We start from the raw sequence: 24,870 nt of genomic DNA, 5'->3' as shown, positions 1-24,870 counted from the left end.
CTTAATTAGCGGCGAGGCCGGGTCGGGCCCGGTCTCGCGGTCTTCTCACGCGAGGTTCAAGCATGATTCGCTCAGCTCCAGCGGCGATTTGGGGGGCGTTTTGCCTGTGGGTTGCTCTTGCTCCGGCGCACGCCGAAGCGCGTGAAATATCGTTCACGACCACGGAAGGCACGTGGATGTCGCTCGATGTCTCGCCCGACGGGCGGTCCATCGTCTTCGATCTGCTCGGCGATCTCTATACCTTGCCCATAGAGGGCGGGCAGGCGACCGCGCTCACGCACGGCCTGCCCTACGACATGCAGCCTCGCTTCTCCCCGGATGGCCGGGAGATCGTTTTCGTCAGCGATGCCAGCGGCGCCGAGAACGTCTGGTTGATGAATGTCGATGGCACGAACGCGCGCAAGTTGACGTCCGAGACCCTGACTCATTTCGTTTCGCCCTCGTTCGCGGCGAACGGCAAGGAGATCCTGGTCTCGCGGCACAAGCCGTTCACCTATCAGAGCTCCTTTGAGCTGTGGCTCTATCATCGCGATGGCGGTCAGGGCGTGACCCTCGTTCGCAGCCAGCCCACGCCGGGTATGTCGATGGATTCCTGGAACAACGCCATGGGCGCCGTTGCATCGGGCGATGGCCGTTACCTGTATTACTCCTTTGCGCGCGGCTTCCTGGCGAACTTCTCGTATGAGGCGGGCCTGCCCAGGGCGATGCCGTACTGGCAGGTGCGGCGGCGAGACCGCAGAACCGGAGAGGAGGTGGACGTCACGGCTGCGGCAGGCAGCGGCCTGCGGCCAGTACTGTCTCCGGATAATCGCTACCTGGTCTATGGAACGCGCAATCGTGCGTCCACGAATTTGATGGTTCGAGACCTGCACACCGGCGAGGAGCGCCTGCTCATCGCGGGCGTGCAACGTGACGATCAAGAGTCCTCGAAGCCGGATCGCGATCTGCTACCTGGCTATGCGTTCACGCCCGATGGCAAGCGACTCATTACTGCGTACGACGGCAAGATTCATAGTGTGGACGTGACGAGCGGCGAGGCACGCGTCATTCCGATGAGCGTGTCGGTGTCGCGTGACATCGGGCCGACGTTACAAACCCAGAGTCGAGTGCCGGAGGGACCCGTCGTCGCCCGCATCGTGCAGCGACCGACGCTGTCGCCGGATGGGAAGTCGCTCGCGTTCACCGCGTTCGGCCAGCTCTATGTGAAGTCATTGCCCGACGGCGCGCCGAAGCCGTTGACGAGCGGTCCTGCAGGCGGCTATCAGCCGGCCTGGTCGGCCGATGGTCGCTGGATCGTCTATGCAACGTGGACCAGCACCGAGGGCGGCGCGCTGTGGAAGATTCGTTCTTCGGGCTCGGGTCGCGCCATTCGTCTCACCAAGGACACTGCCTATTATCGCGATCCCGTGTGGTCGCCCGATGGCGCGCGTGTGCTGGCGTTGCGCATGTCGAAAGGCGATTTCTCGCGGGGCGCGGCGGACATGTCGCTCGCCGGTGTCGATGAGCATGTGGAGGAGGCCAGTGAAAGTGGCGTATCGCCTGGCGCTTCGGCGGCCATGGATCTTGCGTGGCTGCCTTCGGACGGCGGTGACACGCACGTCGTCACCTCGGCGCCTGGTTTGATGCGACCTCATTTCGGGCCCGAGGCCGATCGGGTCTATCTGTCGTCGGGGCTGGGGCTGGTCTCGATGCGTCTCGATGGCAGCGATCGTCGGTCCGTCGTGGAGTTGAAGGTCCCTGTGATGGGCTCCGGCGGAGGATCGATGGAAATGCAGCCGATGGTGCTGCTGAGTCCGGACGGTGAGCAGCTTCTCGCGCACGTTCGCGGCCGAGTGTATGTGTTGCCCATGACGTGGACGGGCATTGCTCCGCTCGTGGTCGATGTGGCGGCAGCGCAGATCCCCATGCGACGGTTGGATCAGGCCGGCAGCGACGACATCGCCTGGAACAAAGCGGGGACGACAGCGCTCTGGACGCTCGGCGCCACGGTGTTTCGTGCTGCGACGAATGTCACGACTGCGGAACCAGATGCATTGGCACTGCGAATCGAGAAGCCGAGAGCGACTCCACGTGGCGCCGTCGTATTGAGCGGTGCCCGAGTCATTACGATGAAGGCGGACGAAGTGCTCGAAGACGCGGATGTGCTGGTCGTCGACAACCGGATCTCCGCCATCGGCCCGCGCGGCACGTTGCAGCTTCCAGAGAAGGTCGCGCGTGTGGATGTGGCAGGGAAGACGCTGATCCCGGGGTTCGTCGATCTGCATCCTCACATGCTCGCGCTTCGTCGCGGTGTATTCGAAATGCAGGCGTGGCCTTTCCAGAACTACCTGGCATATGGCGTCACCACGGGGCGCGATCCGCAGACGGTGTCCGTCGATCCGCTGGCGTATGAAGATCTGATCGAGGCCGGTGAAGTGCTCGGCTATCGTTCTTTCGCGACCGGTCCGGGGGCGTTCCCAACCAACGACATCCAGTCGCTCGACGACGCCCTGAGAATCGTCCGTCGCTATCGGGATTACTATGGCATTCGCACCATCAAGTCCTATCTGATCGGCAATCGTCAGCAACGCCAATGGATCATCGAAGCGGCCAGGCAGCTGAACATGATGCTCACCACCGAAGGCGGCGGCGATCTCGTCCTCGATATCACGCACGCGATCGATGGCATGCAAGGCAACGAGCACGTGTTGCCCTACACGGTGCATGACGACGTGATTCAACTCTTCAGCCGGACCGGCATCGTCTACACGCCGGCCATCCTGGAAACGTATGGCGGGCCTTCGGGCTGGAGCCCGGGGTATCAGAACCCGTCGCTCTACGACGATGCGAAGCTGCGCCGCTTCTATCCCGCCGAGGGTTTGACTCGCAAACGACGTTCGCAATGGATACCGCCCGATGAGCGGTTCACGTCACAACTGGCGCAGTCGGCGGTGGCGATTCATCGCGCGGGCGGCCGTGTCTGCATCGGCAGTCACGGCAACTTCGCCGGCCTCGGCTATCACTGGAATCTTTGGGCCTACGCCGACGGCGGCCTCACGGCTCACGAAGCTTTGCGAGCCGCGACGATGTGTGGCGCCGAAGCGCTGGGATACTCGCAGGATATCGGCAGCATCGAGCCCGGCAAGCTCGCCGACCTGCTGATTCTGGACCAGAATCCGCTCGACGACATTCGTCACACCGAATCGATTCGGTACGTGATGAAGAACGGCGTGCTTTACCAGGGCGACACCTTGGAAGAGCAATGGCCAACCCGGCGGCCCGCGCCGCCGCTGTGGTGGCATTAGAGATCAACGACTCCTGTGTGCCATCGCGAGCGCCGCCGCGCGCGATGGCACACCGAGCTTGGTGAGAATGGCCGAGACGTGATGATCCACCGTCCGCGTCGACACGAACAGTCTGGTGGCGATCTCGGAGTTGCGCAGCCCTTGTGACATCAGATCGAAGATCTGCGCTTCACGTTGAGTGAGTCCCATGGAGTTGTCGCGCGTTGAACGGCGCGAGCCGCGGGGAATACGGCGGACACCATCCAGTCGCATCTGCCGGCGCAGCGCTTGAGCGAACAGAGTCGAGCCCAGTTCCTCGAACATTTCGAGCGCGCGCCGCTTCTCGGGCTCACCGCCATAACGCGCCAACACCTCGGCCTGATCGTGTCGGCAGCCCAGTTCTTCCCAGGCGCGCGCGGCTTCTTGCCATTTGCCGATGAGCTCCAACGCATACGGACCCATGGTCTTCTCAGGAGCAACGACCCACGCGCCGAGCCTTTGCAACCACGCTGCCAACTCGCTCTTGATCCAATGGTCCTGAGTCTTCAGCGCGCGCTCATACACGGGCAGCAACTCTGCGACTGCTGCCGCCGGATCGCCCGCAAGCCAGGCGGCTTCGGCTGATGCGACGGTCAGCGGCACGATTCGTTGCAGTTCCTTTGTGAGCTGGACGAGCGTGCGAGCATCATTCAACGCTGAGGCTGCTTGCGGATCGCCGCGACGAGTTCGTAGCTGACCCAGCACGATCAGTGCAGGGGCTTGTGCCGCGACGGTGGTCGAGCAGTTCTGCAACACCTTCTGTGCATCCTCGCCGGCGCCGTCCCAGTCGCACAGTTCGAACTTCAGGCGCGCGCGCCATGCGGTCATGTACAGAACCCAGGAATCCAGATCGTGCTCTTCGCAATACGCGATTCCTTCGGCCGCGTAACGCTGCGCCAGTTCGTAGTTGCGAGAGGCGACGGACGATGAAGTCAGATTCGTGTATGCGCGCGCCACGTGTTCCTGCAGATTGCCTTCCAACGCGATCCGTAAACTGCGTTCCAGATCCTCGTAGCCAGTGACATCGCCGGCATTGAGTTTGGCCGAACCTCGGTTGTTCAACGAGTGACTGACGATTTCCCAGTTGCCCCAGGGCTCGGCGAGGGCGAGCGTGCGATCGGCCCACGCGATTGCCGATGAGCTTTCCTGCGCGAGCATTTCGAGCTGCGCGCGATTGCTGTACGCCATGGCGAGCTCGGGGCCGGCGGGCAATCGTTCCAAGGTGTCGATGGCTTCGACGGCGTGGTTCATGGCCTCGGCGCCGACGCCAGCGAACCAACTCAGTCGCGACAGCCAGCGCTGCGAATCGCCTTGTTTCAGTGTGTTGCCGAGGGTTCGCCAGATCGCGGCGGCTTCGCGACGCGTGGCCAGGGCCTCATCGATCTGATTGGTGAGATAGCACTCGTACGACAGCGCTTCGAGCAGACGCGCTCGTTGCTCGGGATTCAATTTCTCCTCATAACGAAGCGCCGTACGATAGTGCGCGGCGGCTTCGCGATGGGCTCTCACCGACGCCGCTTGGGTGGCTGCCAGCGGCGCGAAACGCAACACGGCCTCGGCGTTTTCCGCGCCGTTCGCATGATGGGTGATGCGAGCTGCCGAAACGCCGGAGCGTTGCGCCAGTACTCCAAACACCTTGGCGTGCAGACTGAGCTGGCGCAGTTTGGAGAGCGAGTCCTGGAAGGCGCGACGGGTCAGTTCGTGCCTGAAGGAGAGGGCACCGTCGGCATCGCGAATCATGCCGATCCCCAAACATTCCTCCACGCTGGCATCGTCCACGGCGACGGCTTGTTTGACCAGCCACGCTTCGGTTCTCGCCGGAATCACGCTGACCACTTCCGCGATGGCGCGCGCCTTTGCGGACAACTGCGAAGCGCGTGCAAGCACAGCGTCGCGGACGGTGGCAGGCACCGAAGCTGAAGGCTCGGCCAGCACTTCAGTAACGAACAGCGGATTGCCGCCGGTGATTCGATGCAGATCCTCCGTGCCGCGACCGGCTCGTCTGGCCAGGTCCGCGACCGCGCTCTCCGAGAGCGGCGACAGAAGCATGCGATGAGTGTCGGCGCGAGGCAGGTCGCCCAGAACTGAGCACAGTGGATGCCTGGCGTGCACCTCGTCGTCGCGATAGGTGATGGCGAGCAGCGCCTTGGTTCGATGAATACGACGACCGAGGAATTTGAGCAGATCCAGCGTGGCCTCATCGGCCCAATGCACATCTTCAAATACCACCAGCGTCTCGGCGTGTTCGAGCTCGTCCAGCGCGGCGTTGAAGATGACCTCGCGATTCGTGGCGCTTGTGACCGTCGTTAGCAGGCCGCCACGAGCTTGCCTCGCGATGTCATGCAATGGCGCCAGCGGGCGAGGCGTGAACAGCGAATCGCAGGCGCCCCACAGCACTCGCGTCTTGCGCTGTTGCCGGGCAAATTCCTGCATCAGCGACGTTTTGCCCAGGCCCGCTTCACCGCCGACCAGCGCGATCCGACCGCCGTTCCTGGCCGCCGCCAGCCATTGCGCCAGCTCCTGCAGGTGACGTTCGCGTTCGAGCAAAGGCCCGGTGACGAAGCCTCCGGTTTCGCGCATCCGGGCTGCCTGCACGTTGGTCGCGCTCATGACTGCTATGTCCCCAAGCCAGCGAAAAGGGTTCTGGCCTCAGGGTCATCGAAATCGGCCGGGCAAAGCCGACATCGACCTCAAAAAAGCTCAGGACGGGAGGGGGTCGGGCAGGTGGGCCAGCGCGCGATGCAGGAACAGCCGGGCTTTTTCCCAATCGCGCTGGATGGTGCGCTCGGACATGCCCCACATCGCGGCGATGTCGGTAAAGGAGAAACCGCTGAAATATTTCAGGTCCACCACCTGGGCCAGGCGCGGCTCGGCGACGGCGAGCTGTTCGATGGCGTCGCTCAGGCGTTGCAGCTCTTCGACATCGGCCGCCTGTTCGGGAATGTCGGTGGGCAGCGAGGTGATTTCGAATCCGCCGCCGCGCTTCAGGGCCTGGCGGCTGCGGGCGTAATCGATGATCAGGCCCCGCATCGCCCGCGAGGCGTAGGCCAGGAAATGCGCTCGATCGGGAAACAGCGCGCGATGCCGGTCGCTGATGTTCAAGTAGGCTTCATGCAACAACGTGGTCGCCCCGAGTGTCAGGGCGCCACCGCCATTGCGGCGTAATTCACGTTGGGCGATCCGGCGCAGATCGCCGTAGAGGCTGACGAACAGCTCCTGACGGGCAGCGGCGTCGAGCGATTCTGGTGTTGCTTGCTGCGGGCTCAAGGCGCGACCTCCGAGCCGGCCATCCCCACCGGCGAGCCGATTTTATAACACGGCGCCCGCCGGCCGAAGATATTGCCCTGTCGGGTTGCGCCGCCGCTTTACGATTACGGTTAGGATTGGCCGAACGAACTCGAAGCGGGGCCGCACGAATGACCGCCCACTTGCTCGATCCCGCGACCTGGCGCCGGGTGACAGCCTATCTGGATGAAGTGCTGGATCTGGAAGGCGAGGCGCGCGAGCGTTGGCTCGCCGATCTCGACCTGCGCGAGCCCGAAATCGCCCGGGCCGTGCGTGAGTTGCTCGCCGAGCAGGATGTGTTGAACGCCGAAGGATTCCTCAACGTAACCCCGGCGGCGCAACTGGTGGCGGCGGCGAATGTGTCGCTGACCGGTCAGGTGGTCGGCGCCTACACCATCGAGCGAATGATCGGTCGTGGCGGTATGGGAGAAGTGTGGCTGGCCGCGCGCAGCGACGGCCGGTTCGACGGCAAAGTCGCACTGAAGTTTCTCGACAGCAGCATCGTTCAATCGCGGCTCGCGGATCGATTTACGCGTGAGGGCCGGCTGCTTGGCAAGCTGGCTCATCCGAACATCGCGCGTCTGCTCGACGCCGGCACGACCCAGGACAACCGGCAGTTTCTGGTGCTCGAATATGTCGATGGCGAACGCATCGACGACCACTGCGAGCTCGGCGAGCTGTCGATTCGCGAGCGGGTGCGATTGTTTCTCGACGCCGTTTCGGCGGTTGCCTATGCGCACAGTCAGTTGGTGATTCACCGCGACCTGAAGCCTTCGAACGTGCTCGTGGCACGCGACGGTTCGGTGAAGTTGCTGGACTTCGGCATCGCCAAACTGCTGGGCGAGCAACAGGGGGAGATGGACGGCTCGCTCACCCAGATCGATGAAGTCGTGATGACGCCGGAGTATGCGGCGCCGGAACAGATCCTCGGCGAGTTGCCCAGCACGGCTACCGACGTTTATCAGCTCGGCATGCTGTTGTATGTATTGCTGGCCGGCGAGCATCCGTTGCCCAAGGCGTCGAGCCGTACCGATCGCATCAAGACTGCGCTGGAGGGGCGCATACCGCGCGCGTCGCAGTTTGCGACCGGTGCGCGGGCCAAGGCGTTGCGCGGCGATCTCGACGCCGTGCTGGAAATGGCGTTGCGACCCGATCCGAAGCAGCGTTACGCGACGGCGGCCGCGCTTCGTGAAGATCTGGTTCGCTATTTGAACGACGAGCCGGTTCGTGCGAGGGAGGGCTCGGCGCTGTATCGAGCGCGCAAGTTCGTGTCACAGCATCGGTGGGCCGTCGCGGGACTGAGTACGGCGTTCGTGGTCGCGATTCTGTTCGGGCTCACGATGAGGCAGCTCGCTCAACAGGCACAACGAGAGCGCGACCGTGCGAACAATGAAGCTGCGGTGGCACGTAAGGTCACCAATTTCACCGCGGGATTGTTTGAGCTCGCCAATCCCATCATCAGCGGCACCAAAGATATCTCCGCGCGCCAGCTGTTGGATGCCGGCGCGCGACGATTGCAATTGCAGCTGGATCAGCAGCGGCAGGATGTTCGAGCGGCGCTGTTGGAATCCGCCGGCAATGCCTATCGCGGCATCGGTGCGTATCCCGATGCGACCAAGCTGATCGAACAAGCGATAGCGCTGCGTCGAAGCGATGCTCAAACCGAGCCGGGCTCCTACGCCAAGGCGCTGCTGGATCTGGCCTTGGTCAAGCGTGAGGAGGGCGATCTTACTCGTGCCAGCGAGTTGGCTCGCGAGGCGATGACGACATTGGTGTCGACCGGGCGCGATCCCGATGCGCTCAATCAAACCAAGGTCGAACTGGCGAACATCCTGCGACGTCGCAGTGAGTTCGACGAGGCCGCGGAGTTGGTTCGTCAAGTGTTGGCAACGTCCGGAACCTCGGCTGAGGCCCAGGCGACCCGAGGCTACGCATTGTTGTTGTCCGGCAGAGTTGCCTTGGCCCAAGGGCATGTGGACCAGGGCCTCGAGACGTTACAACAGGCATATCGCGAGCAATTGCGGACCAACGGACCGATCGCCGAGATGACCCTCGAAGCACAGAGCGCTGTGGCCGATGCGTTTGTCATCAAAGGCGAGCCGGCTGCGGCCGAGCCGTTGCTGCGTTCGTTGGTGGACCAGACCCGTCAGCTCTACGGTAACGAGCATCCACAGGTCAGTGTCGCTCTGAACAATCTTGCCAACGCGATTTCAGATATTCCGCAGAAGTACGACGAAGCGGCGACCGTCTATCTGCAGGCTGCGGAGATCCAGCGCCGCACGCTCGGGCCGATGGCTGTTGAGCTCGGCACGACTTATAACAATCTCGGCGCGCTCTACATTTCGATGAACCGCTGGCAGGAGGCGGAAGCGTTTTACCGTCAAGCCGTACAGAATCGGCGCGCCAACCTGGGTCCCGACAATGCGGACACCATCAGCACCAGCAACAGCTGGGCGCTGACACTGAGTCGTCTCGGACGTGAGGAAGAGGCGGAGCGCTCGTTACGCAGCGGTGTGGATGCGCTGATCAAAGCGCTGGGTCCGGAGCACTGGCGCGTAGGTAATGCGCGCCGTCAATTGGCCAGGGTGCTCGTGCAACGCGGCAACCTGGCCGAGGCGCAGCGTGAGATCGACACTGCGTACGAAATTCTGGTCAAGCAGTTGGGGCCCGATCATCCGCGCTCGGTATCAACCAAGGCGCTGGCCACCGAGATCGCCGCCCAGCGGCGCTAGCACTAACGTTGAGACCGAAACATTGCTCGCTCAATTACTGAGTTGACGCGTTCAGGGAAGTCCTGATTTCTTCCCTTGGTCGCGAAGTGATCGTTGACAGTGTCCTGTTGCGTAAGCAGCATGATCATCATCGCACTCCGCTGAACGATTCGCTGGCGGTGTGTGTAGCAGATCCAGGGAATGGCGTCGCGCTCCTCTGGGACTGTCACAGGTCGTTGCGGTCATCAAGAACAATTGCAACCAGAGGACTCGAGACATGCGTCGTTACTTTTCCATTGCCACGATGTGCTTGTGCCTTTTCGGTGGCGTGCTTCCGGCGCATGCCGACCGGGATGCGCCGAACGTAACCATCGCTGAAATGACGATGGGCACGACGACCGGTAATGTCCTGTTCATTCGCGTCAATCCGGCGCCACCGAGTAACACCACCCCTTGCCACCAGAACACTTACTGGCACTACACGCTGCCGCTGAATACCGAGCTGGGCAAGAACCTGTATGCGCTGCTGCTGTCGCTGATTGCAATGGACAAACCGTTCGGGATTGCGGGATCCGGTCTCTGCAATGAATACACTCCCCCGGGGAATGCCGTCGAAAGTCTGCGGGGCATTGGCGCGACGTTCTAGCGATGTAGCGCGGTGCGCGAGCCCAGGCTCCGCGCCGCGTTCTTGTTCCGTCCCGGATTCAGGTCGGGTTTTCTCCAAATGGAGAAAATTTTGACTATTGGGATTTCCATGTCCTAATCTAGCTCGAAACAAGAGTTCGGGGATGGTCATGGCTTACGATTCGAAGCGCTCTCTGGTTCGCGCGGCTGTCGGCATCGCGTGTTTTTTGGGTGGTCAATATGCTTTCGCGCAGGAAGCCAGCACCTCGGACCCGGGCGACACGCTCGAGGAGCTGACGGTCACCGGCTCGCGTATCGAGCACAGCGGGTTCCAGGCGCCTACCCCGGTTTCGGTTCTGGATGTGGTCCAAGTCGAGCAGCGCGGCGCCACCAATATCGCCAACGTGATCAATGAAATGCCGGCGTTCACCGGCACCATCACACCGGCCTCCACCGGCTTGAACAGCCGTCAGAACGGCATCAACGCGGTCGACCTTCGCGGCCTCGGCACCAATCGCAACCTGGTGCTGTTGAATGGCCGGCGCGGTACGCCGTTCGATGAGTTCGGCAACGTCGACTTGAACGCCGTGCCGTCACTGGCGATCGGTCGGGTCGAAGTGGTGACCGGCGGTGCTTCGGCGGCCTGGGGCTCGGACGCCATCTCCGGCGTCGTCAATCTGATCTACGACGAATCGCTCGAAGGGATGAAGTTCAACGCTCAGTACGGGCAGTCCGAGCACGGCGACGCCCAGGACACCCGGCTCGCCGCCGCCTGGGGGACTTCGCTCAACGGTGGCGCCGGTCATTTCCTGATCGCCGCGGACTACAACAAGAACGAGGGCATCCCCGAGGGAAAGGATCGAGCCTGGCAGCGTCGCAGCCCGGCGCTGTTCGACAACCCGGCTAACACCAGCCTTTCCGATGGCATTCCGCAGCACCTGATCCGTGACAATGCGGCGCTCTTCATCGCTTCGCCCAACGGCGTGACGCTGCCTTTGACCGGCACCGCTGTGGACAATCTCGAATTCTTCGCCGACGGCACGGCGCGGACACGGCAGCTCGGCGAAGTCATGGGCGATTTCATGGTCGGCGGCAGTGGCTCGAGACTGGGCGATCGCAGCGCCATCTTCATTCCCACGGAACGTTTCAACGTCCTTGCGACGCTTCAGCACGACATCGGCGACAGGACCGAGGCCTTCATCGAAGCGAGCTTCGCGCAGTCGAAATCCACCGGTAAGCTGGTCGACGCGTTTTCGTTCGGCGATGTCGAGATCACGCCCGACAATCCTTACCTGCCCGCCAATGTCGCGGCGCTCAACCAGTCGTTCTTGTTGTTTCGCACGTTCGAGGAATTCGCGCCGATCACCTCGGAGTCCAAGAACGACAACATGCGCTTCGTGGCCGGGCTCAAGGGCGACTTCGGCAACTCGTTCAAATGGAATGCGTCGGGCCAGTACGGTCGCACCAAGTTCTCGAATGTCCAGCCGCAGAATCTGCTGGTCGGCAATCTGCTGCTCGCGGCCGATGCCGTGCGCGATCCCATCAGCGGCAACATCGTCTGCCGCGCCAATCTGAACGGCGCGAATGGCGCACCGGGTTGCTCGCCCATCAATCTGTTCGGCAAGGGCTCGCCGAGCGCCGCGTCGCTCGACTACATCACCGGTCGCGGTACCTCCGACACCGAGATCAAGCAGACCGTATTCATGGCCGATGTGGGCGGCGAGCTGTTCGATGCCTGGGCCGGCCCGGTGCTCGGCACGTTCGGCGTCGAATGGCGTAAAGAGCGGCTCGATCGCGTCGTCAACGCGCCGAACGCCAATGAAGAGTTCCTGATCGTCAACGCGCAACCGTTGAACGGTGAGTTCACGGCGAAGGAAGGGTTCGTGGAATTCGCGGTGCCGCTGTTGAAGTCCGACCAGCAGTCGCTGGATCTGAACGCGGCGGCTCGCGTGACCGACTACAGCACCGTCGGTAGTGTGACGACGTGGAAGGCGGGTCTGGTCTACTCGCCCATCGAGTCACTGCGCTTGCGTGGCTCGATCTCTCAGGACATCCGCGCGCCCAGTATCGGCGAAACGTTCGTCAAGACCGTGCTGCTGTTCGGCAACGTCTCCAATCCATTCATCAATCCACAAGTCCCGCCCACGGATCGCGTCGAGACGCCGACCATGGGCAACCCGGATCTGAAGGAGGAGACCGCCAAGACGACGACGTTCGGCGTCGTGTATTCCACCGGCGGCTTCCGAGCTTCGCTGGACTGGTATCACATCGACTTGACGGACACGATCGGTGTCCTCTCGCCGCAGAGTGTCGTGCAGCGATGCTTCGATGGCGACACCAGCCTGTGCGACCTGATCACGTTCAACCCCGATGGCAGCGGCGACATCGAGGTCGTGGCCGGCAAGAACCTCAATCTCGGCGCTTTCGATTTGAAGGGCATCGATGCCGAGCTGCGCTACACGCAGCCGCTCGGCAACGGCGATCTCAGTATCGGCTTGATCTCCAGCTACCTCATCCATAAAGAGATCGCGCCCTCGGGCGGCCTGCCGCTCGATACCGCCGGCGAGGTCGGTACCGGTTCCGGCTTCGGCACCCCCGATTTCAAAGCCACGCTCAGTGTCGGTTATGACCTGGAGAACTGGGGCGGCTTTGCACAGGCGCGCTACATCGGCTCGGGCGTTTACGACGCCACTTATGGGCCGGAAGATCTGTCGAGCGGCGAGAACGACATCGGTGCGGTGACCTACGTGGATCTGTCCGCGCACTACGACTTGTCGAACTTCGGCAATGGCCAGGTGCGGATCTTCGCCGGCATCGATAACGTGCTGGACAAAGACCCGCCGGTCATTCCGCTCAGCTTCATCTCGAACGCCGCCACCAACGGCGCGATCTACGACGTGATCGGGCGCAAGTACTACGTCGGCGCGCGGGTGATGTTCTAAGAAGTGCTAGATCGACGAAGGGATCACGAATTCCGATCCCTTCGCCGTGCTCTCCGGCCAGCGTTGCATGATCGATTTCTGCCGCGTGTAGAAGCGAATGCCTTCCTGGCCGTAGACGTGCGTGTCGCCGAACAGGCTGCTCTTCCAGCCGCCGAACCCGTGCCAGGCCATCGGCACGGGAATCGGAACGTTGATCCCGACCATGCCCACTTCGATGCGTCGCGCGAACTCACGCGCGACGTGTCCATCGCGCGTGTAGCACGACACGCCGTTGGCGAACTCGTGAGCGTTGATCAAGCGCACCGCTTCGGCGAAGTCCTTCACGCGCACGCAGGCGAGCACCGGGCCGAAGATTTCCTCGCGATAGATCTTCATGTCCGGCTTGACGTGATCGAACAGCGTGCCGCCCAGCCAGAAGCCGTCTTCACGGCCCTTCACCGCAAACGGCTTACCGGAAGTCGGATCGACGCGGCCGTCCACCACGAGTGAGGCGCCGCCGCTGCGGCCTTCTTCGATATAGCCGCTGATCCGCTTCACCGAGTCGCGGGTAATGATCGGCCCCATCTCGGCGTCTTCGACGGTGCCGTCGGCAATCTTGAGCGTGCGCGCGCGCTCGGCGAGGCGCGGCACGATCTTGTCGGCGACATCGCCCACGAGCACGGCAACGGAGATGGCCATGCAACGCTCGCCGGCAGAGCCGTAAGCCGAACCGATCAACGCGTCGACCGCTTGATCGAGATCCGCATCCGGCATCACGACCATGTGATTCTTGGCGCCGCCCAACGCCTGTGTGCGCTTGCCGTGGCGAGAGCCTTCCGTATAGATGTGCTTCGCGACCGGCGTCGAGCCGACGAAACTCACGGCCTTGATGTCGGGGTGCTGCAGGATCGCATTGACCACCGTGGCATCGCCCTGGACGATGTTGAAGACGCCGTCGGGAAGGCCGGCCTGCTTCAGCAACTGCGCCATCAGCAATGAGGCGGACGGATCGCGCTCGCTGGGCTTCAGAATGAAGCTGTTGCCACAGGCGAGGGCGATAGGAAACATCCAGCACGGCACCATGCACGGGAAGTTGAAGGGCGTGATGCCGGCCACGACGCCGAGCGGCTGGCGGATGGTCCAGTTGTCGAGGCCGGTCGCGACCTGATCGGTGAAATCGCCCTTCAGCATGGGCGCGATTCCGCAGGCGAACTCGACGATCTCGATGCCGCGCATGACTTCGCCGCGCGCATCCGACAACACTTTGCCGTGCTCTTCGGTGATCGCCGCGGCAATGGCGTCTCGCTGCTGATTCAGCAGTTGCAGGAAGCTCAGCAGGTGACGGGCGCGACGAATCGGCGGCGTGTCGGCCCACGTTTGCTGCGCTTTCAGCGCGGCGTCGACCGCGGTCTGCACGTCCTGAACACTTCCCAGCGCCACGTCGCGAATGCGTTGCCCGGTGGCGGGATTGAACACGGGCTGCGTTCGCGTCCCGCTGCTTGCAACTTCACGTCCACCGATCCAATGTTGAAGCACGCTCATTTTATTCGACCTCTGACAAAGACTGTCGCACCGTGTCGATCAGGCGATCGATCTGCGGCCTCTCGATGATGAAGGGAGGGGCGATCTGCAGGGTGTCGCCACCGAATCTTACATAGACGCCTTTTTGCCAGCAGGCAAGCGCCGCTTCCATCGGGCGACGCGCCGGTTCGCCGGGCCGCGAGGCCAGCGTGATGCCGGCCGCGAGTCCGAAGTTGCGGATGTCGGTGATGTGACGCGAACCCTTCAAGCTGTGCACGGCCTGTTCGAAGTAGGGCGCCAGCTCATGCACGCGCTCGATCATTTGTTCCTGTCGAAGCACGTCGAGTGCCGCGATGCCGGCGGCGCAGGCCACGGGGTGAGCGGAGTAGGTGTAGCCGTGCGCGAACTCGATCGCGTAGTCGGGGCCGCCCGCGTCCATGATGGCGTTGTGAATGTCGTCGTTCGCGATGACCGCGCCCAGCGGTTGCGCGCCGTTGGTCACTTGCTTGGCGATGTTGATCATGTCCGGAACGACGCCGAACGCTTCGGCACCGGTCTTCGCGCCACAGCGACCGAAAGCCGTGATGACTTCGTCGAAGATCAGCAGGATGTTGTTGGCGGTGCAGATCTCACGAAGCCGCTGCAGATAGCCGCGCGGTGGCACGACGACGCCGGCCGATCCGGAGAACGGCTCGACGATCACGGCCGCGATATTGGACGCGTCGTGAAGCGCGATCAGATCGAGCAGACGATCGGCCAGCTCGGCGCCGTTGGCCGGCATGCCTCGCGAGTACGCGTTCGCAGATAACAAGGTGTGCGGCAGATGATCGGCCTCGACCGCCGGGCCAAACACTTTGCGATTGGCGCCGATGCCGCCCACCGAGATGCCGCCGAAGTTCACGCCGTGATAGCCCTTCTCGCGGCCGATGAGGCGGGTCTTGCTGGCCTGTCCCTTCGCGCGCCAATACGCTCGCGCGATCTTCAGCGAGGTGTCCGCGGCTTCGGAGCCGGAGCAGGTGAAGAACACGCGATTCAGCCCGGGGGGCATGAAAGACTGGATCTTCTCGGCCAGCTCGAACGCCAGCGGATGGCCGAATTGAAAGGCCGGCGAATAGTCGAGGCGGGCAATCTGCCGTGACACCGCTTCAGTGATTTCCCGGCGGCAATGGCCCAGCCCGGTACACCACAGGCCCGACAGGCCGTCGAGAATCTGGCGGCCGCGATCATCGATGAAATGAGCGCCCTCGGCCTGGACGATGATCCGAGGGTCCTGCTTGAAAGCGCGATTGCCGGTGAACGGCATCCAGTAGGCGTCGAGTGTCATGGGCGGATCATCGGGAAAAGTTGTACTCTTGCAAATGAGCAAACATCGCTCTTTAGTTGCGCATCGATGAAAGTAAGCCGGCAGCCTCGGGAACGCGCCATCCTCGGCCAGGTCAGCGACCTGGACCTGCGTTTGCTTCGGGTTTTCAAGGCGGTAGCCGAGTGCGGCGGCATGGCGGCGGCGGAGCTGGAGCTGAACATCGGCACCTCGACGGTCAGCCGTCACGTCAAGGATCTGGAGACCCGCCTGGGCTTGCGGCTGTGCCGCCGGGGGCGCGGTGGGTTCGGGCTCACCGCGGAGGGCGACCGGGTCTATCGCGAGATCCTGAAGCTGCTCGGCTCGGTAGAGGCGTTTCGTGGCGGCATCGACGATATCCATCGCCGCATGGGCGGTCAGCTCGAGATCGCGTTGTTCGACAAGACCGTGAGCAACCCGGAAGCGCGCATCCACGTGGCGGTCGAGCGATTCACCACCCTGGCACCCGAAGTGCGTTTGAGCGTGCACGTCGACTCGATCAACGGCATCGAGCGCGGCTTGCTCGACGGCACCTATCACGTGGGCGTGATTCCCACTCACCGCAGCTCCAAGGCGCTTTCGTACACCGATCTGTTCGGCGAGACCGTGCTGATGTACTGCGGCGTGCGACATCCGCTGTTCAGTACCGACAACGATGGCTTGAGCTGGGCCAAGCTCCGCAAACTGCCGTTCGCCGGTCTGGGCTATCACTCGCCCAACATGGTGGCGAGTCACAAGGCGCGGCTGGAGCGGGCCGCGACCGGCTTCGATCAGGAGGCGATCGCGACGTTGGTGCTGTCGGGTGCGTATCTGGGCTTCCTGCCCGACCATTACGCCGATAGCTTCGTCAAAGCCGGGCAGCTGCGCGCCGTGCATCCCCAGCGGTTTCGTTACGTCTGTCGTTTCGCCAGCGTGGTCCGTCGCTCACCCGCGCCGTCGCGCGTGGTGCGGGCATTTGCGGAGTGTCTGGCGACCGCGCATCAAAAGCCGTCGGCTTGAGCTCCTCGCTCGGGGCGGCTGCAGCGGGTTCGAGCCAAAGCAGTCGTCATGGGCACGGGTTCGTGGATCACGCGACGAGTCGTTCGCGATCTTCCGAGCCGTTACACGGATGCATTCGCGCAGTTCCATCATGCGCCCATCCTCGTGGCTAACGTCGCGGTTGCGAATTGGAAATATCTGGACAAGCTCGACGTACCCGCGGCCTACGGCTTCGAGGCGCGCCGCGATATCAAGGGCATCGGCCGCCACCGAAGGACGCCGGGCCGCGAAGCAGGCGCTAGCGGCCCTGGCCGGTTAATTGAGCGACGAGACTTTCTGCGGGCAACTGCCTTTGGGCTCATGACGCAACAACTTGCCGGCGGCAACGCCGGTGAGCTTGCCACCATCGATGGCCAGTTGGCCGTTCACCAGCAACTGAGTCACGCCTACGGACAGCTCGCGTGGATGCAAGTAGTCCGCCTTCGGCGCGTACTGCTTCGGATCGAACACGACGACATCGGCGAAGTAGCCTTCGCGCAGATAGCCGCGAGCTTTCAGGCTCAAGATATCGGCGGTGCGTCCCGTCGAGCTGCGAATGAACTCGCCCAGCGTGATCACGCCTTTCTGCACGTACTCGCGATATTTCTGCGGAAACGTGGCGAACTGGCGCGGATGACCGGACGAGCCGTCCGAGCTGGTGACGACCCAGGGCTGGCGCATGAAACGAATCACGTCGGCGTTGTCCATGTTGAACGAGACCGCCGAGTCGCGGCCATCGCGGATGACGAACAACGCGGCGTCGATGGGGTCCTCACCGCGCTCGCGCGCCACTTCACCGAGCTTCTTGCCATGCCAGGGTGAGCCGGCCACGGTCAGCACCAGAGAGTCGGGTCCGCCACGACGGCGCAGGTTCTCGCGCATTTCCGTGCGGATCTTCTGCAAGGTTTCTTTATCGTCCAGACGCTTCAGCAGAGCGGGGCGCCCGCCATCGACGGCCCAGCGAGGCAGCAGCGACGCGCTCAATCCCGTGCCCGAGGCGAGCCAGGGATATTGATCCGCGGTGACGACTTGCCCGGCGGCGCGCGCCTCTTCGATGAGCTTGATCACATCGTCTGCTTCGCCGTGCACGTCGACACCGAGTGCCTTGATGTGTCCGAAGTGCACCGGCATCCCAGCCTCACGACCGATGCGCAAGACCTCGCGCGTGGATCCGAGCAGGCCAATGGAATACGACGACTCATCCCGTTGATGAGTGTCGTAGATACCGCCGCGCGTGGCAGCTTCACGAGCCACTTCGATCACTTCTTCGGTCTTCGCAAAGCTCTGCGGCGCGTAGAACAAGCCGGTCGACAGACCGAAGGCGCCTTGGCACATGCCGTCGGCGACCATGGACTTCATCTGCTGCAACTCTTGAGCGGTGGGGACGCGTGCGTCTTGCTTCAGCACGCTCTGACGGACGCGGCCGAAGCCCACGTACGAGCCCAAGTTGACGCCGACGCCGTCCTTCTTGATCCGCGCGTCTTCCGCGTCGATATCGGGCGTGCCGTAGCCGTCGACGCCGATCATCAAGGTGGTCGCGCCTTGAAACAGCCAGGCGGGCGTCAAGCGCTGCGCCGGATCGTTCGAACGAATGAACTCATCCGGATGCGTATGCGGATCGATGAAGCCCGGTGCGACGATCTTGCCGGTGGCATCGACGATCTTGTCGGCGGAGTATTTCTCCCGTGCGTTGCTGCCGACATAGAGGATTCGATCGCCACGAATCACCACGTCGCCGAGCCGGGACGCGGCGTCACTGCCGTCGTGGACTGTGCCATTGGCGATGATGACGTCGCTGCGTTCCTTGGCGAGTGCGGGCGTTCCGGCGCTCGCGCCAATGACAGCTGCCAAACAGCAGGCACGCAGGATTGCGGACCTCATCACGGTGCCACTCGCGTGAACTTCAGGCCGCCTTCGAGCCGGCCGGTTTCGAGCACGAAGCCAGTGACGGTGTTGTCGGCGCCGCGCTCCAGTCGCAGCTTGCCAAAGTCACCGCGCAGCACGTCCGGTGAGTCGAGCTTGATTCCGGAGAAACCTTCGGGCCGGCCGCCGCTGACGAAATCCGAGAACACATCGACCGCGAGGCTGTCGCCGTCGCGCATGAAGCGATAGTCGGCGTCGATCTCTTCCGAACGATACAGCGCCGTGCCGACGCCCAGCGCGGTCAGCGTGTCCGCGGGAATCGGTTGCCGATTGTCCGTCGGTTTCACTCGCTCCTCGGCCTTGGGCTTCGGACCGGTGAACGCCTTCGGATACAGCGCCTCGACGACACGCAGGTTGTAGGCGCTCGGGTTGTCCGCGATGTTGCAGATGGAAACCACGCTCGCCTTGAGCTTGGGGAAAGTCACATAGTTGCTGGTGAACGCCGCGTGACCGCCGCTGTGCTCGACGACCGGCTGTCCGCGCAAGGTGCCGACGCGCAGACCGCTGGCGTAGCTGAGACCGTTGCCGGCATCGATGAGCTTGCCGTCGGAGAGCACGCCCGGCGCCAACATGATCTCGCGCGTCTTCTCAGTCCAGATCTTGTGACCGACATGGAAGTCGTGGTCGTACTTCGCCATGTCGTTCACGCTGCTCATCAATCCACCCGAGCCGCTGAAGCCGGGATAGGTATCGCGGACCGAGTAGCCGGCGCCGTCTCGAACATAGCCGTGCGCGAGATTGGCGCCGCCCGGATTGGAGCCGTAACGGAAATAACTGCTCTTCATGCCCAGCGGCTCGAGAATGCGTTTGCGCGCGAACACATCGAAGCGCTCGCCGGCGGCGCGCTCGACCACCTGGGCCAACAGGAAATAACCGCCGTTGCTGTACGTATATTGCGCGCCCGGCGTGAAGTTCAGCGACTTCTGGCGAACCATCATGCGCAACACTTCCGGCGGCATCAGGGTTTCATAGCTCTGCGTGCCGGCCAGCGAGAACAGGCCGAGCACTTCGCGCGCGCCGCTGGTGTGATTCATCAAGCGACGCACGGTGACGGGCGTCGGATAGCGCGGCAGCTCCGGCAGCCATTTGCGGATGTCGTCGTCGAGCCCGAGCTTGCCGTCTTCGATCAGCTTGGCCGCCGCGAGCGAGGTGAACTGCTTGCTGACCGAAGCCATGTAGAACACGGTGTCCGCGGTCAGCGGCGCTTTGGTCGCGAGGTCAGCCAGGCCGTAATTCCGGAGCAGCGCCGTCTCGCCGTTGCGGAATACACCGACCGAGCAGCCAGGGCGGTCGCCATTGAACGGCGCGAATATTTCATCGACCGCGGCGGTATCCACGACGCTTTTTTCTCGCGCGGAGGCGAAGGCGTGACTGACGGCGATCGTGCAGACGATCGAGACTAATAGACGCTTCACTTGGATCCCCTCGTTATGCCGCGAGCAACGTCGCGATCATTCCATTGTTGCCCGGTGAACCGCCAGAGCGGGTGGGAAATTTATTCGGTGACGCATAACCCGAATGCATACCCTCTCAACTCGGTGCCGATTCCGCAATTCGAATTGCCGGATTACTCTGCGTCGAGTGTCTAACTCTGCATGGCGCTGGAGTATCAGCTGACATCGACCGTGGAAACGCCGTCCGGCGGCGACGACGATGCGCGCATTCAAACGGTGCAACACCTGATTCAGCTGCACCATCGCGCGCTGCATGCGTTCCTCATGACTCGCGTGCGCGATTCGCAGGAGGCGAAGGAAGTCGCGCAGGAAGCCTACGTGCAGCTGTTGCAGCTCGACCGACCCGACGCGATCGGTTTCCTGCGCGCCTATCTGTTCAAGACCGCCGCCAATATCGCCATCAATCGAGCCCGGCAACGACGGGTGCGGGGCGCGCTCGATCGGCTGGACGATCCGGCGCCGCCGGTGGATTGGCTCAGTCCCGATCGCCACGTGTTGGGCCGACAACAGCTGTGGCTGCTGCGCCGGGCGCTGTTCGAGCTGCCGCCGAATTGCCGGCGCGCCTTCATCCTGTACCGCTTCAAGGAATGGAGTCAGGAACAAATTGCCATCGAGCTCGGCGTCAACGAGCGCATGGTGCGTAATTACCTGGTGCGGGCCGGGCTGTATTGCAAGCTGCGCGTGCGGGGAAGCACGCCGGCGCAAGCCAAGGCTCAGCTGAAGGAACCGAAAGTCAATGACGAATAGAGTGGACGTGGCGGAGCTGGAAGCCGCGTGGCTCTGGGTCGTGAAGCTGCGCGATGAGCGGGCTACGCAGGAGGATGTGGCGCAATGGCTGCTCTGGTATCAGGCCGACGAGCGCCATCGGCTCGCTTTCGAGGAGATGCAATCGTTCTGGCACGAGTCTGGACGATTGATCGGCGATGACGAGTCGGCCAGCGTCGCCGCGCTGCTCGCGGGCCGCGAATCGATGCCCGACGAACGAACCCAACCGGGTCGCCGGCGCTGGTGGCCAGCGCTGGCGGCGAGTTTGTTGGTCGTCACAGCCACGATTGGCTGGCTGGTGAGTGCCCATCGGGTCACGCCGGATCAGCCCATGGCCGAAGTGCGCCAGACATCGCTGCCGGACGGCTCCACCGTCGATCTGGCCGCCAGGTCCACGGTGACCTCGCGCTACAGCGAAGACATGCGACTGCTGGTCATGGAAGGTGCCTCGGGCGAAGCGTATTTCTCGGTGGCTCACAATCCGCAGCGACCGTTCGTCGTGCAAGTCGGCACCATGCACGTGCGCGCGCTCGGCACGGCATTCAATGTGCGCCACGCCGACGATCGGGTCGTGGTGAGTGTCACCAAGGGCATTGTCGAAGTCTCCACGCCGAGCGGCAGCGCGAAGGTCGCCGCGGGCAATCGTATCGCGTGGGAAGTTTCGGGAGATTCGGTGCCGTCGATCACGCCGGCCACCGCAGCGAGCACGCTGGCCTGGCAACAAGGGCGGCTCGAATATCACAACGAACCGTTGGCCGCGGTGATTGCCGACGTAAATCGGTATTCGCAACAGCCCATCGTCATCGACGATGCAGCCGCGGGCGAGATTCTTTTCTCGGGCACGGTATTCACGCAGGCGACGGAGGCGTGGATCGATTCGCTTCCGCAAGTGTTCCCGGTGCAGCTCGAGCCGCGTCTGCTGGGTGGGCTGTCGCTCAAGACGCGGCAATGAACAAAAATCTGGAGGAAACATTTCCGGTTTGTGCCGCTCGTTTGTCTTGATGACATACACGGCAACGCGGCCGTGTCCTCTCATCAAATAATATCGGGGAGATCGGTCATGTCGTCGTCCGTCGTTCGTCATTTGTGCCGCGTGCTGAGCCGTCCACTGGTTACCACCGCGGCGTTGACCTGCAGCGTGGCCTGTTACGCACAGGATCAGGGACTGGCTCGGGTTGTTTCATTCGGGATCGCACCTCAGAAAGTGTCGACGGCGCTGATCCAGCTGTCGAATCAGGCGGGCGTGCAAGTGCTGATGCCCGGCGAGCTCACCGACAGCAAGAACACCCGCGGCGTGCACGGCAAGATGTCGGTCGAGCAGGCGCTCGATCAATTGCTCGAAGGCACGCAGCTGCGTTATCGCCTCACCGGCGAAAATGTCATCGGCATCGAAGCGCTGAAGACGGAGGCCGCCATTCGCACACCGCCGTCGATTCCGAACTACACGGCGATGAACGTTGCGTACGTCACCGAGAGTTCTGGGTATGGTTCGGGTGGCGGCCAGTCATCGCCGGCGTCGACAACGGCCAATACCGCCGAAGTTCCCGAAGGCGTGCAGACCGTCATCGTCACGGGCACGCGTTTCAGCAATCGCACCGAGCTCGAATCGCCCGTGCCGGTCGACGTGCTGTCCCGGGAGAACTTGCGCAGTGGTGGCTATAACGACACGCCCTCGATGCTGTCGGTGTTGGTGCCTTCAGCGTATTTCCCGCCGACCAGCACGGCCAATAGCGGCTCGTTCATGCGCCGCGTGCAGATCCGCGGGCTCAACTCATCGCAGGTGCTGGTGCTGGTCAATGGCAAGCGCAAGCATCTCGGCATCAACGGCAGCATCGCGACGGCGGACTTCAATTCGCTGCCGACCAGTGCCATCGGTCATATCGAAGTGCTGCGCGATGGCGCCGCCGCTCAATATGGCTCGGATGCGATCGCCGGCGTGGTGAACGTCATTCTGCGAAAAGATCTGGGCACGCAGGTCGAGACGTCGGTGGGGCAGACCTATAAAGGCGACGGCGAAGTCGCCGAGGTGTCGCTCGACAATGGCTTCGAGATCGGCGACGGCGGATTCGTGCACAGCTCGCTCTACTATCGCAAGCGAGACAAGACCAATCGTCAGGGCTACGACAAGCGGCAGATGTATTTCGGCACGCGTAACGGCAATCCGATCGTCTTTCCGACCACCAGCGCCAGCGATGCGACGCCCGTGTTGCAGCCGGGCGATGCGTTCGATCCGCGCGAGTTCCAGATCGATCGCTACAACACGTATCGCGTCGGCGATCCGGAAAGCGAGGACATGGGCCTGTTCGTGAACAGCGAGCTGCCCATGGGCGAGCTCACGGGCTATGCATTCGGCGGTTACATGCGTCGCGAAGTCGAAACGCCGTTCGTGTTTCGCGCGCCGCTCGACAACAACAATGTGCGCGCCATCTTTCCCGATGGCTTCCAGCCTTTGATGGTCGGCATCGTCACCGACGGTTCGCTCACCGCCGGTGTCAAGGGCACGCTGGGTGCGTGGGATTTCGATGTGAGTCAGGGCTGGGGCATGAACAACGTGCGGCCCTATCCGTCGCACACCTTGAATCCATCGCTCGGCGTCGACAGTCCGACCCGGTTCTTCGCCGGCAAGTACAGCATGCAGCAGGCGGTGACCAACTTCGATCTCACGCGCAGCTTTGAAATCGGCTGGCAGGCACCGCTCGATACGGCGCTCGGCGCCGAGTTCCGCTGGGATGACTTTGCGACGGAGCAGGGCAGTCCTTCGGGTTACATCCACGGCGGCGTGCCGGTGCTCGACGGCCCGAACGCCGGTGCAGTCACGGCGGCCGGCTCGCAGGGCTTCGGCTCACTGCGCCCGACGGACGAAGTCGATGTCGATCGCACCAGCTATGCGCTGTACGCCGATGTCGAAACCAGGTTCTGGGAACGCCTGACCGTGTCGGCCGCCGGACGTTATGAGAAGTTCAGCGACTTCGGCGACACCTTGAACGGCAAGCTCGCGCTGCGCTTCGAAGCGACCAAGTGGCTGGCTTTCCGAGGTGGCGTCAGCACGGGATTCCGCGCGCCATCGCTCGCCGATATTTATTACCTCAGCACCAGCTCCAGCTTCATCCAGGGCGTTTCCTACGTCACGCGTCGCTTCCCGCCCTCCGATCCGGTGGCGCGATTGATGGGCGCGAAGGATCTCGAGCCCGAAGAGTCGGAGAGCGTGAGCTTCGGTGTGGTGCTCGATGGCGGCCCGCGCTTCAACCTGTCGGTCGACGTGTATCAGATCGAGGTGAGCGATCAGATCGTGTCGTCGAGCACCTTCAACGACGTGCGGGCACGCGCCTTCTTCGCGGCCAACGGTTATCCGAACATCAGCGGTGCCAGCTTCCCGACCAACGCCATCGACGCGAAAGTGGAAGGGCTCGATGTGACCGGGCGCTACACCATCGACTTCGATGCGAGTCAGCTGACGTTGACCGCGGCCATGAACTTCAACAATCGCGAAGTGACCCGGATCGCGGCGACGCCGCCGGAGCTGGCGGCGATCACGTCGATTCCGTTGTTCAATCGTGACAGCCTGATTTCCTACTCGAAGGGCCAGCCGCGGCGCACGTTCAATTTCTCCGGCACGTACGAGGTCGGCGACTGGACGTTCTTCGCCCGGGCGCTGTACTACGGCGAGTACTTCACCGGCAGCGCCAATCCGATCTTCGATCAGACCTTCTCGGAGGAATGGCTGGCGGACGTGAGTGTGGCCCGGCGTTTCGGCGACAAGTACACGGTGACAGTGGGCGCCAACAATGCCTTCGACCAGTATCCCGATGAATACACCGCGATCAACAACCCACAAGGTCCGTTCCGATATCCCTCGGCGAGCCCGTTCGGCTACAACGGCGGCTATTATTATCTGCGGCTGCTCGCCAAGTTCTGAGGCGGGCATAACCGCGGGTTAAGTCACTCGGTGCTCTTTTCAGTAGTGGGCGGTAGTTACCGCCCACTACACTAGAGGCAGGGAAATAGAAG

14 protein-coding genes are annotated in these 24,870 nt (G+C 62.9%); 8 read left to right on the top strand and 6 right to left on the bottom strand.

The window, feature by feature from the left end; translation table 11 throughout:
• Positions 1-62 precede the first annotated feature (62 nt).
• Entirely contained in the window at positions 63-3,284 is a 3,222-nt protein-coding gene (locus tag EKO19_RS19535; protein ID WP_129778116.1) for an amidohydrolase family protein, read from the top strand.
• 3 nt (positions 3,285-3,287) lie between these two features.
• Here the strand turns inward: EKO19_RS19535 and EKO19_RS19530 are convergent, their stop codons facing one another.
• Both EKO19_RS19530 and EKO19_RS19525 read right to left on the bottom strand, forming a co-directional pair.
• On the bottom strand, positions 3,288-5,912 hold the full coding sequence (locus EKO19_RS19530) for an ATP-binding protein (RefSeq protein WP_129778115.1): 2,625 nt from the start codon (positions 5,910-5,912) through the stop codon (positions 3,288-3,290).
• A gap of 90 nt (positions 5,913-6,002) precedes the next feature.
• A complete protein-coding gene (locus tag EKO19_RS19525; RefSeq protein ID WP_129778114.1) occupies positions 6,003-6,569 on the bottom strand; it encodes an ECF-type sigma factor in 567 nt (188 codons plus the stop codon).
• Between the two features lie 149 nt (positions 6,570-6,718).
• Here EKO19_RS19525 and EKO19_RS19520 point away from each other — a divergent pair, with 149 nt between their 5' ends.
• From EKO19_RS19520 to EKO19_RS19510, 3 genes are all read left to right on the top strand, one after another.
• Positions 6,719-9,319 carry a serine/threonine-protein kinase gene (locus tag EKO19_RS19520; RefSeq protein ID WP_129778113.1) on the top strand — a complete coding sequence of 867 codons (2,601 nt, stop codon included), beginning with the start codon at positions 6,719-6,721 and terminating at the stop codon, positions 9,317-9,319.
• Positions 9,320-9,575: 256 nt separating this feature from the next.
• Positions 9,576-9,944 (top strand): hypothetical protein, encoded by a 369-nt coding sequence (locus tag EKO19_RS19515; RefSeq protein WP_129778112.1) that lies wholly within the window; start codon positions 9,576-9,578, stop codon positions 9,942-9,944.
• Between the two features lie 148 nt (positions 9,945-10,092).
• Positions 10,093-12,864 (top strand): TonB-dependent receptor plug domain-containing protein, encoded by a 2,772-nt coding sequence (locus EKO19_RS19510; RefSeq protein WP_175597113.1) that lies wholly within the window; start codon positions 10,093-10,095, stop codon positions 12,862-12,864.
• Between the two features lie 6 nt (positions 12,865-12,870).
• Here EKO19_RS19510 and EKO19_RS19505 read toward each other — a convergent pair whose 3' ends face one another.
• Positions 12,871-14,385 (bottom strand): CoA-acylating methylmalonate-semialdehyde dehydrogenase, encoded by a 1,515-nt coding sequence (locus tag EKO19_RS19505; protein WP_129778110.1) that lies wholly within the window; start codon positions 14,383-14,385, stop codon positions 12,871-12,873.
• A 1-nt stretch (position 14,386) separates the two neighbouring features.
• Entirely contained in the window at positions 14,387-15,688 is a 1,302-nt protein-coding gene (locus tag EKO19_RS19500) for an omega-aminotransferase AptA (protein ID WP_129778109.1), read from the bottom strand.
• A gap of 66 nt (positions 15,689-15,754) precedes the next feature.
• Here EKO19_RS19500 and EKO19_RS19495 point away from each other — a divergent pair, with 66 nt between their 5' ends.
• On the top strand, positions 15,755-16,702 hold the full coding sequence (locus EKO19_RS19495) for a LysR family transcriptional regulator (protein WP_129778108.1): 948 nt from the start codon (positions 15,755-15,757) through the stop codon (positions 16,700-16,702).
• A gap of 294 nt (positions 16,703-16,996) precedes the next feature.
• On the opposite strand, the gene EKO19_RS19490 is transcribed toward EKO19_RS19495, so the two are convergent.
• The gene (locus EKO19_RS19490) at positions 16,997-18,601 is read right to left on the bottom strand and encodes an N-acyl-D-amino-acid deacylase family protein (RefSeq protein ID WP_129778541.1); all 1,605 of its coding nucleotides are present in this window, start codon (positions 18,599-18,601) and stop codon (positions 16,997-16,999) included.
• Positions 18,601-20,058, bottom strand: a complete 1,458-nt coding sequence (locus EKO19_RS19485) for a serine hydrolase domain-containing protein (protein ID WP_157995341.1) — start codon at positions 20,056-20,058, stop codon at positions 18,601-18,603. The genes EKO19_RS19490 and EKO19_RS19485 overlap by 1 nt, the downstream gene beginning before the upstream one ends.
• A 180-nt stretch (positions 20,059-20,238) precedes the next feature.
• Between EKO19_RS19485 and EKO19_RS19480 the strand changes: the two genes are divergently transcribed.
• The 3 genes from EKO19_RS19480 to EKO19_RS19470 all read left to right on the top strand — a co-directional run bounded on the left by EKO19_RS19480 (position 20,239) and on the right by EKO19_RS19470 (position 24,778).
• Complete coding sequence (locus EKO19_RS19480) at positions 20,239-20,844, top strand: RNA polymerase sigma factor (protein WP_129778106.1); 606 nt, start codon at positions 20,239-20,241, stop codon at positions 20,842-20,844.
• Positions 20,834-21,814, top strand: a complete 981-nt coding sequence (locus tag EKO19_RS19475) for a FecR family protein (protein WP_129778105.1) — start codon at positions 20,834-20,836, stop codon at positions 21,812-21,814. The genes EKO19_RS19480 and EKO19_RS19475 overlap by 11 nt, the downstream gene beginning before the upstream one ends.
• Positions 21,815-21,922: 108 nt before the next feature.
• Positions 21,923-24,778, top strand: a complete 2,856-nt coding sequence (locus EKO19_RS19470) for a TonB-dependent receptor (RefSeq protein ID WP_129778104.1) — start codon at positions 21,923-21,925, stop codon at positions 24,776-24,778.
• Positions 24,779-24,870 lie beyond the last annotated feature (92 nt).

It is taken from the genome of Peristeroidobacter soli (genome assembly GCF_004138485.1).
Classification (GTDB): Bacteria; Pseudomonadota; Gammaproteobacteria; order Steroidobacterales; family Steroidobacteraceae; genus Steroidobacter; species Steroidobacter soli.
The sequence above is the reverse complement of the archived record's forward strand: the minus strand, read 5'-3'. Positions and strand labels throughout refer to the sequence as shown.

Coding starts and splice junctions, on each gene's coding strand:
- EKO19_RS19535 (WP_129778116.1), top strand. CDS start 63: ATGATTCGCTCAGCTCCAGCGGCGATTTGGGGGGCGTTTTGCCTGTGG.
- EKO19_RS19530 (WP_129778115.1), bottom strand. CDS start 5,912: ATGAGCGCGACCAACGTGCAGGCAGCCCGGATGCGCGAAACCGGAGGC.
- EKO19_RS19520 (WP_129778113.1), top strand. CDS start 6,719: ATGACCGCCCACTTGCTCGATCCCGCGACCTGGCGCCGGGTGACAGCC.
- EKO19_RS19515 (WP_129778112.1), top strand. CDS start 9,576: ATGCGTCGTTACTTTTCCATTGCCACGATGTGCTTGTGCCTTTTCGGT.
- EKO19_RS19510 (WP_175597113.1), top strand. CDS start 10,093: ATGGCTTACGATTCGAAGCGCTCTCTGGTTCGCGCGGCTGTCGGCATC.
- EKO19_RS19505 (WP_129778110.1), bottom strand. CDS start 14,385: ATGAGCGTGCTTCAACATTGGATCGGTGGACGTGAAGTTGCAAGCAGC.
- EKO19_RS19500 (WP_129778109.1), bottom strand. CDS start 15,688: ATGACACTCGACGCCTACTGGATGCCGTTCACCGGCAATCGCGCTTTC.
- EKO19_RS19495 (WP_129778108.1), top strand. CDS start 15,755: ATGAAAGTAAGCCGGCAGCCTCGGGAACGCGCCATCCTCGGCCAGGTC.
- EKO19_RS19490 (WP_129778541.1), bottom strand. CDS start 18,601: ATGAGGTCCGCAATCCTGCGTGCCTGCTGTTTGGCAGCTGTCATTGGC.
- EKO19_RS19480 (WP_129778106.1), top strand. CDS start 20,239: ATGGCGCTGGAGTATCAGCTGACATCGACCGTGGAAACGCCGTCCGGC.
- EKO19_RS19475 (WP_129778105.1), top strand. CDS start 20,834: ATGACGAATAGAGTGGACGTGGCGGAGCTGGAAGCCGCGTGGCTCTGG.
- EKO19_RS19470 (WP_129778104.1), top strand. CDS start 21,923: ATGTCGTCGTCCGTCGTTCGTCATTTGTGCCGCGTGCTGAGCCGTCCA.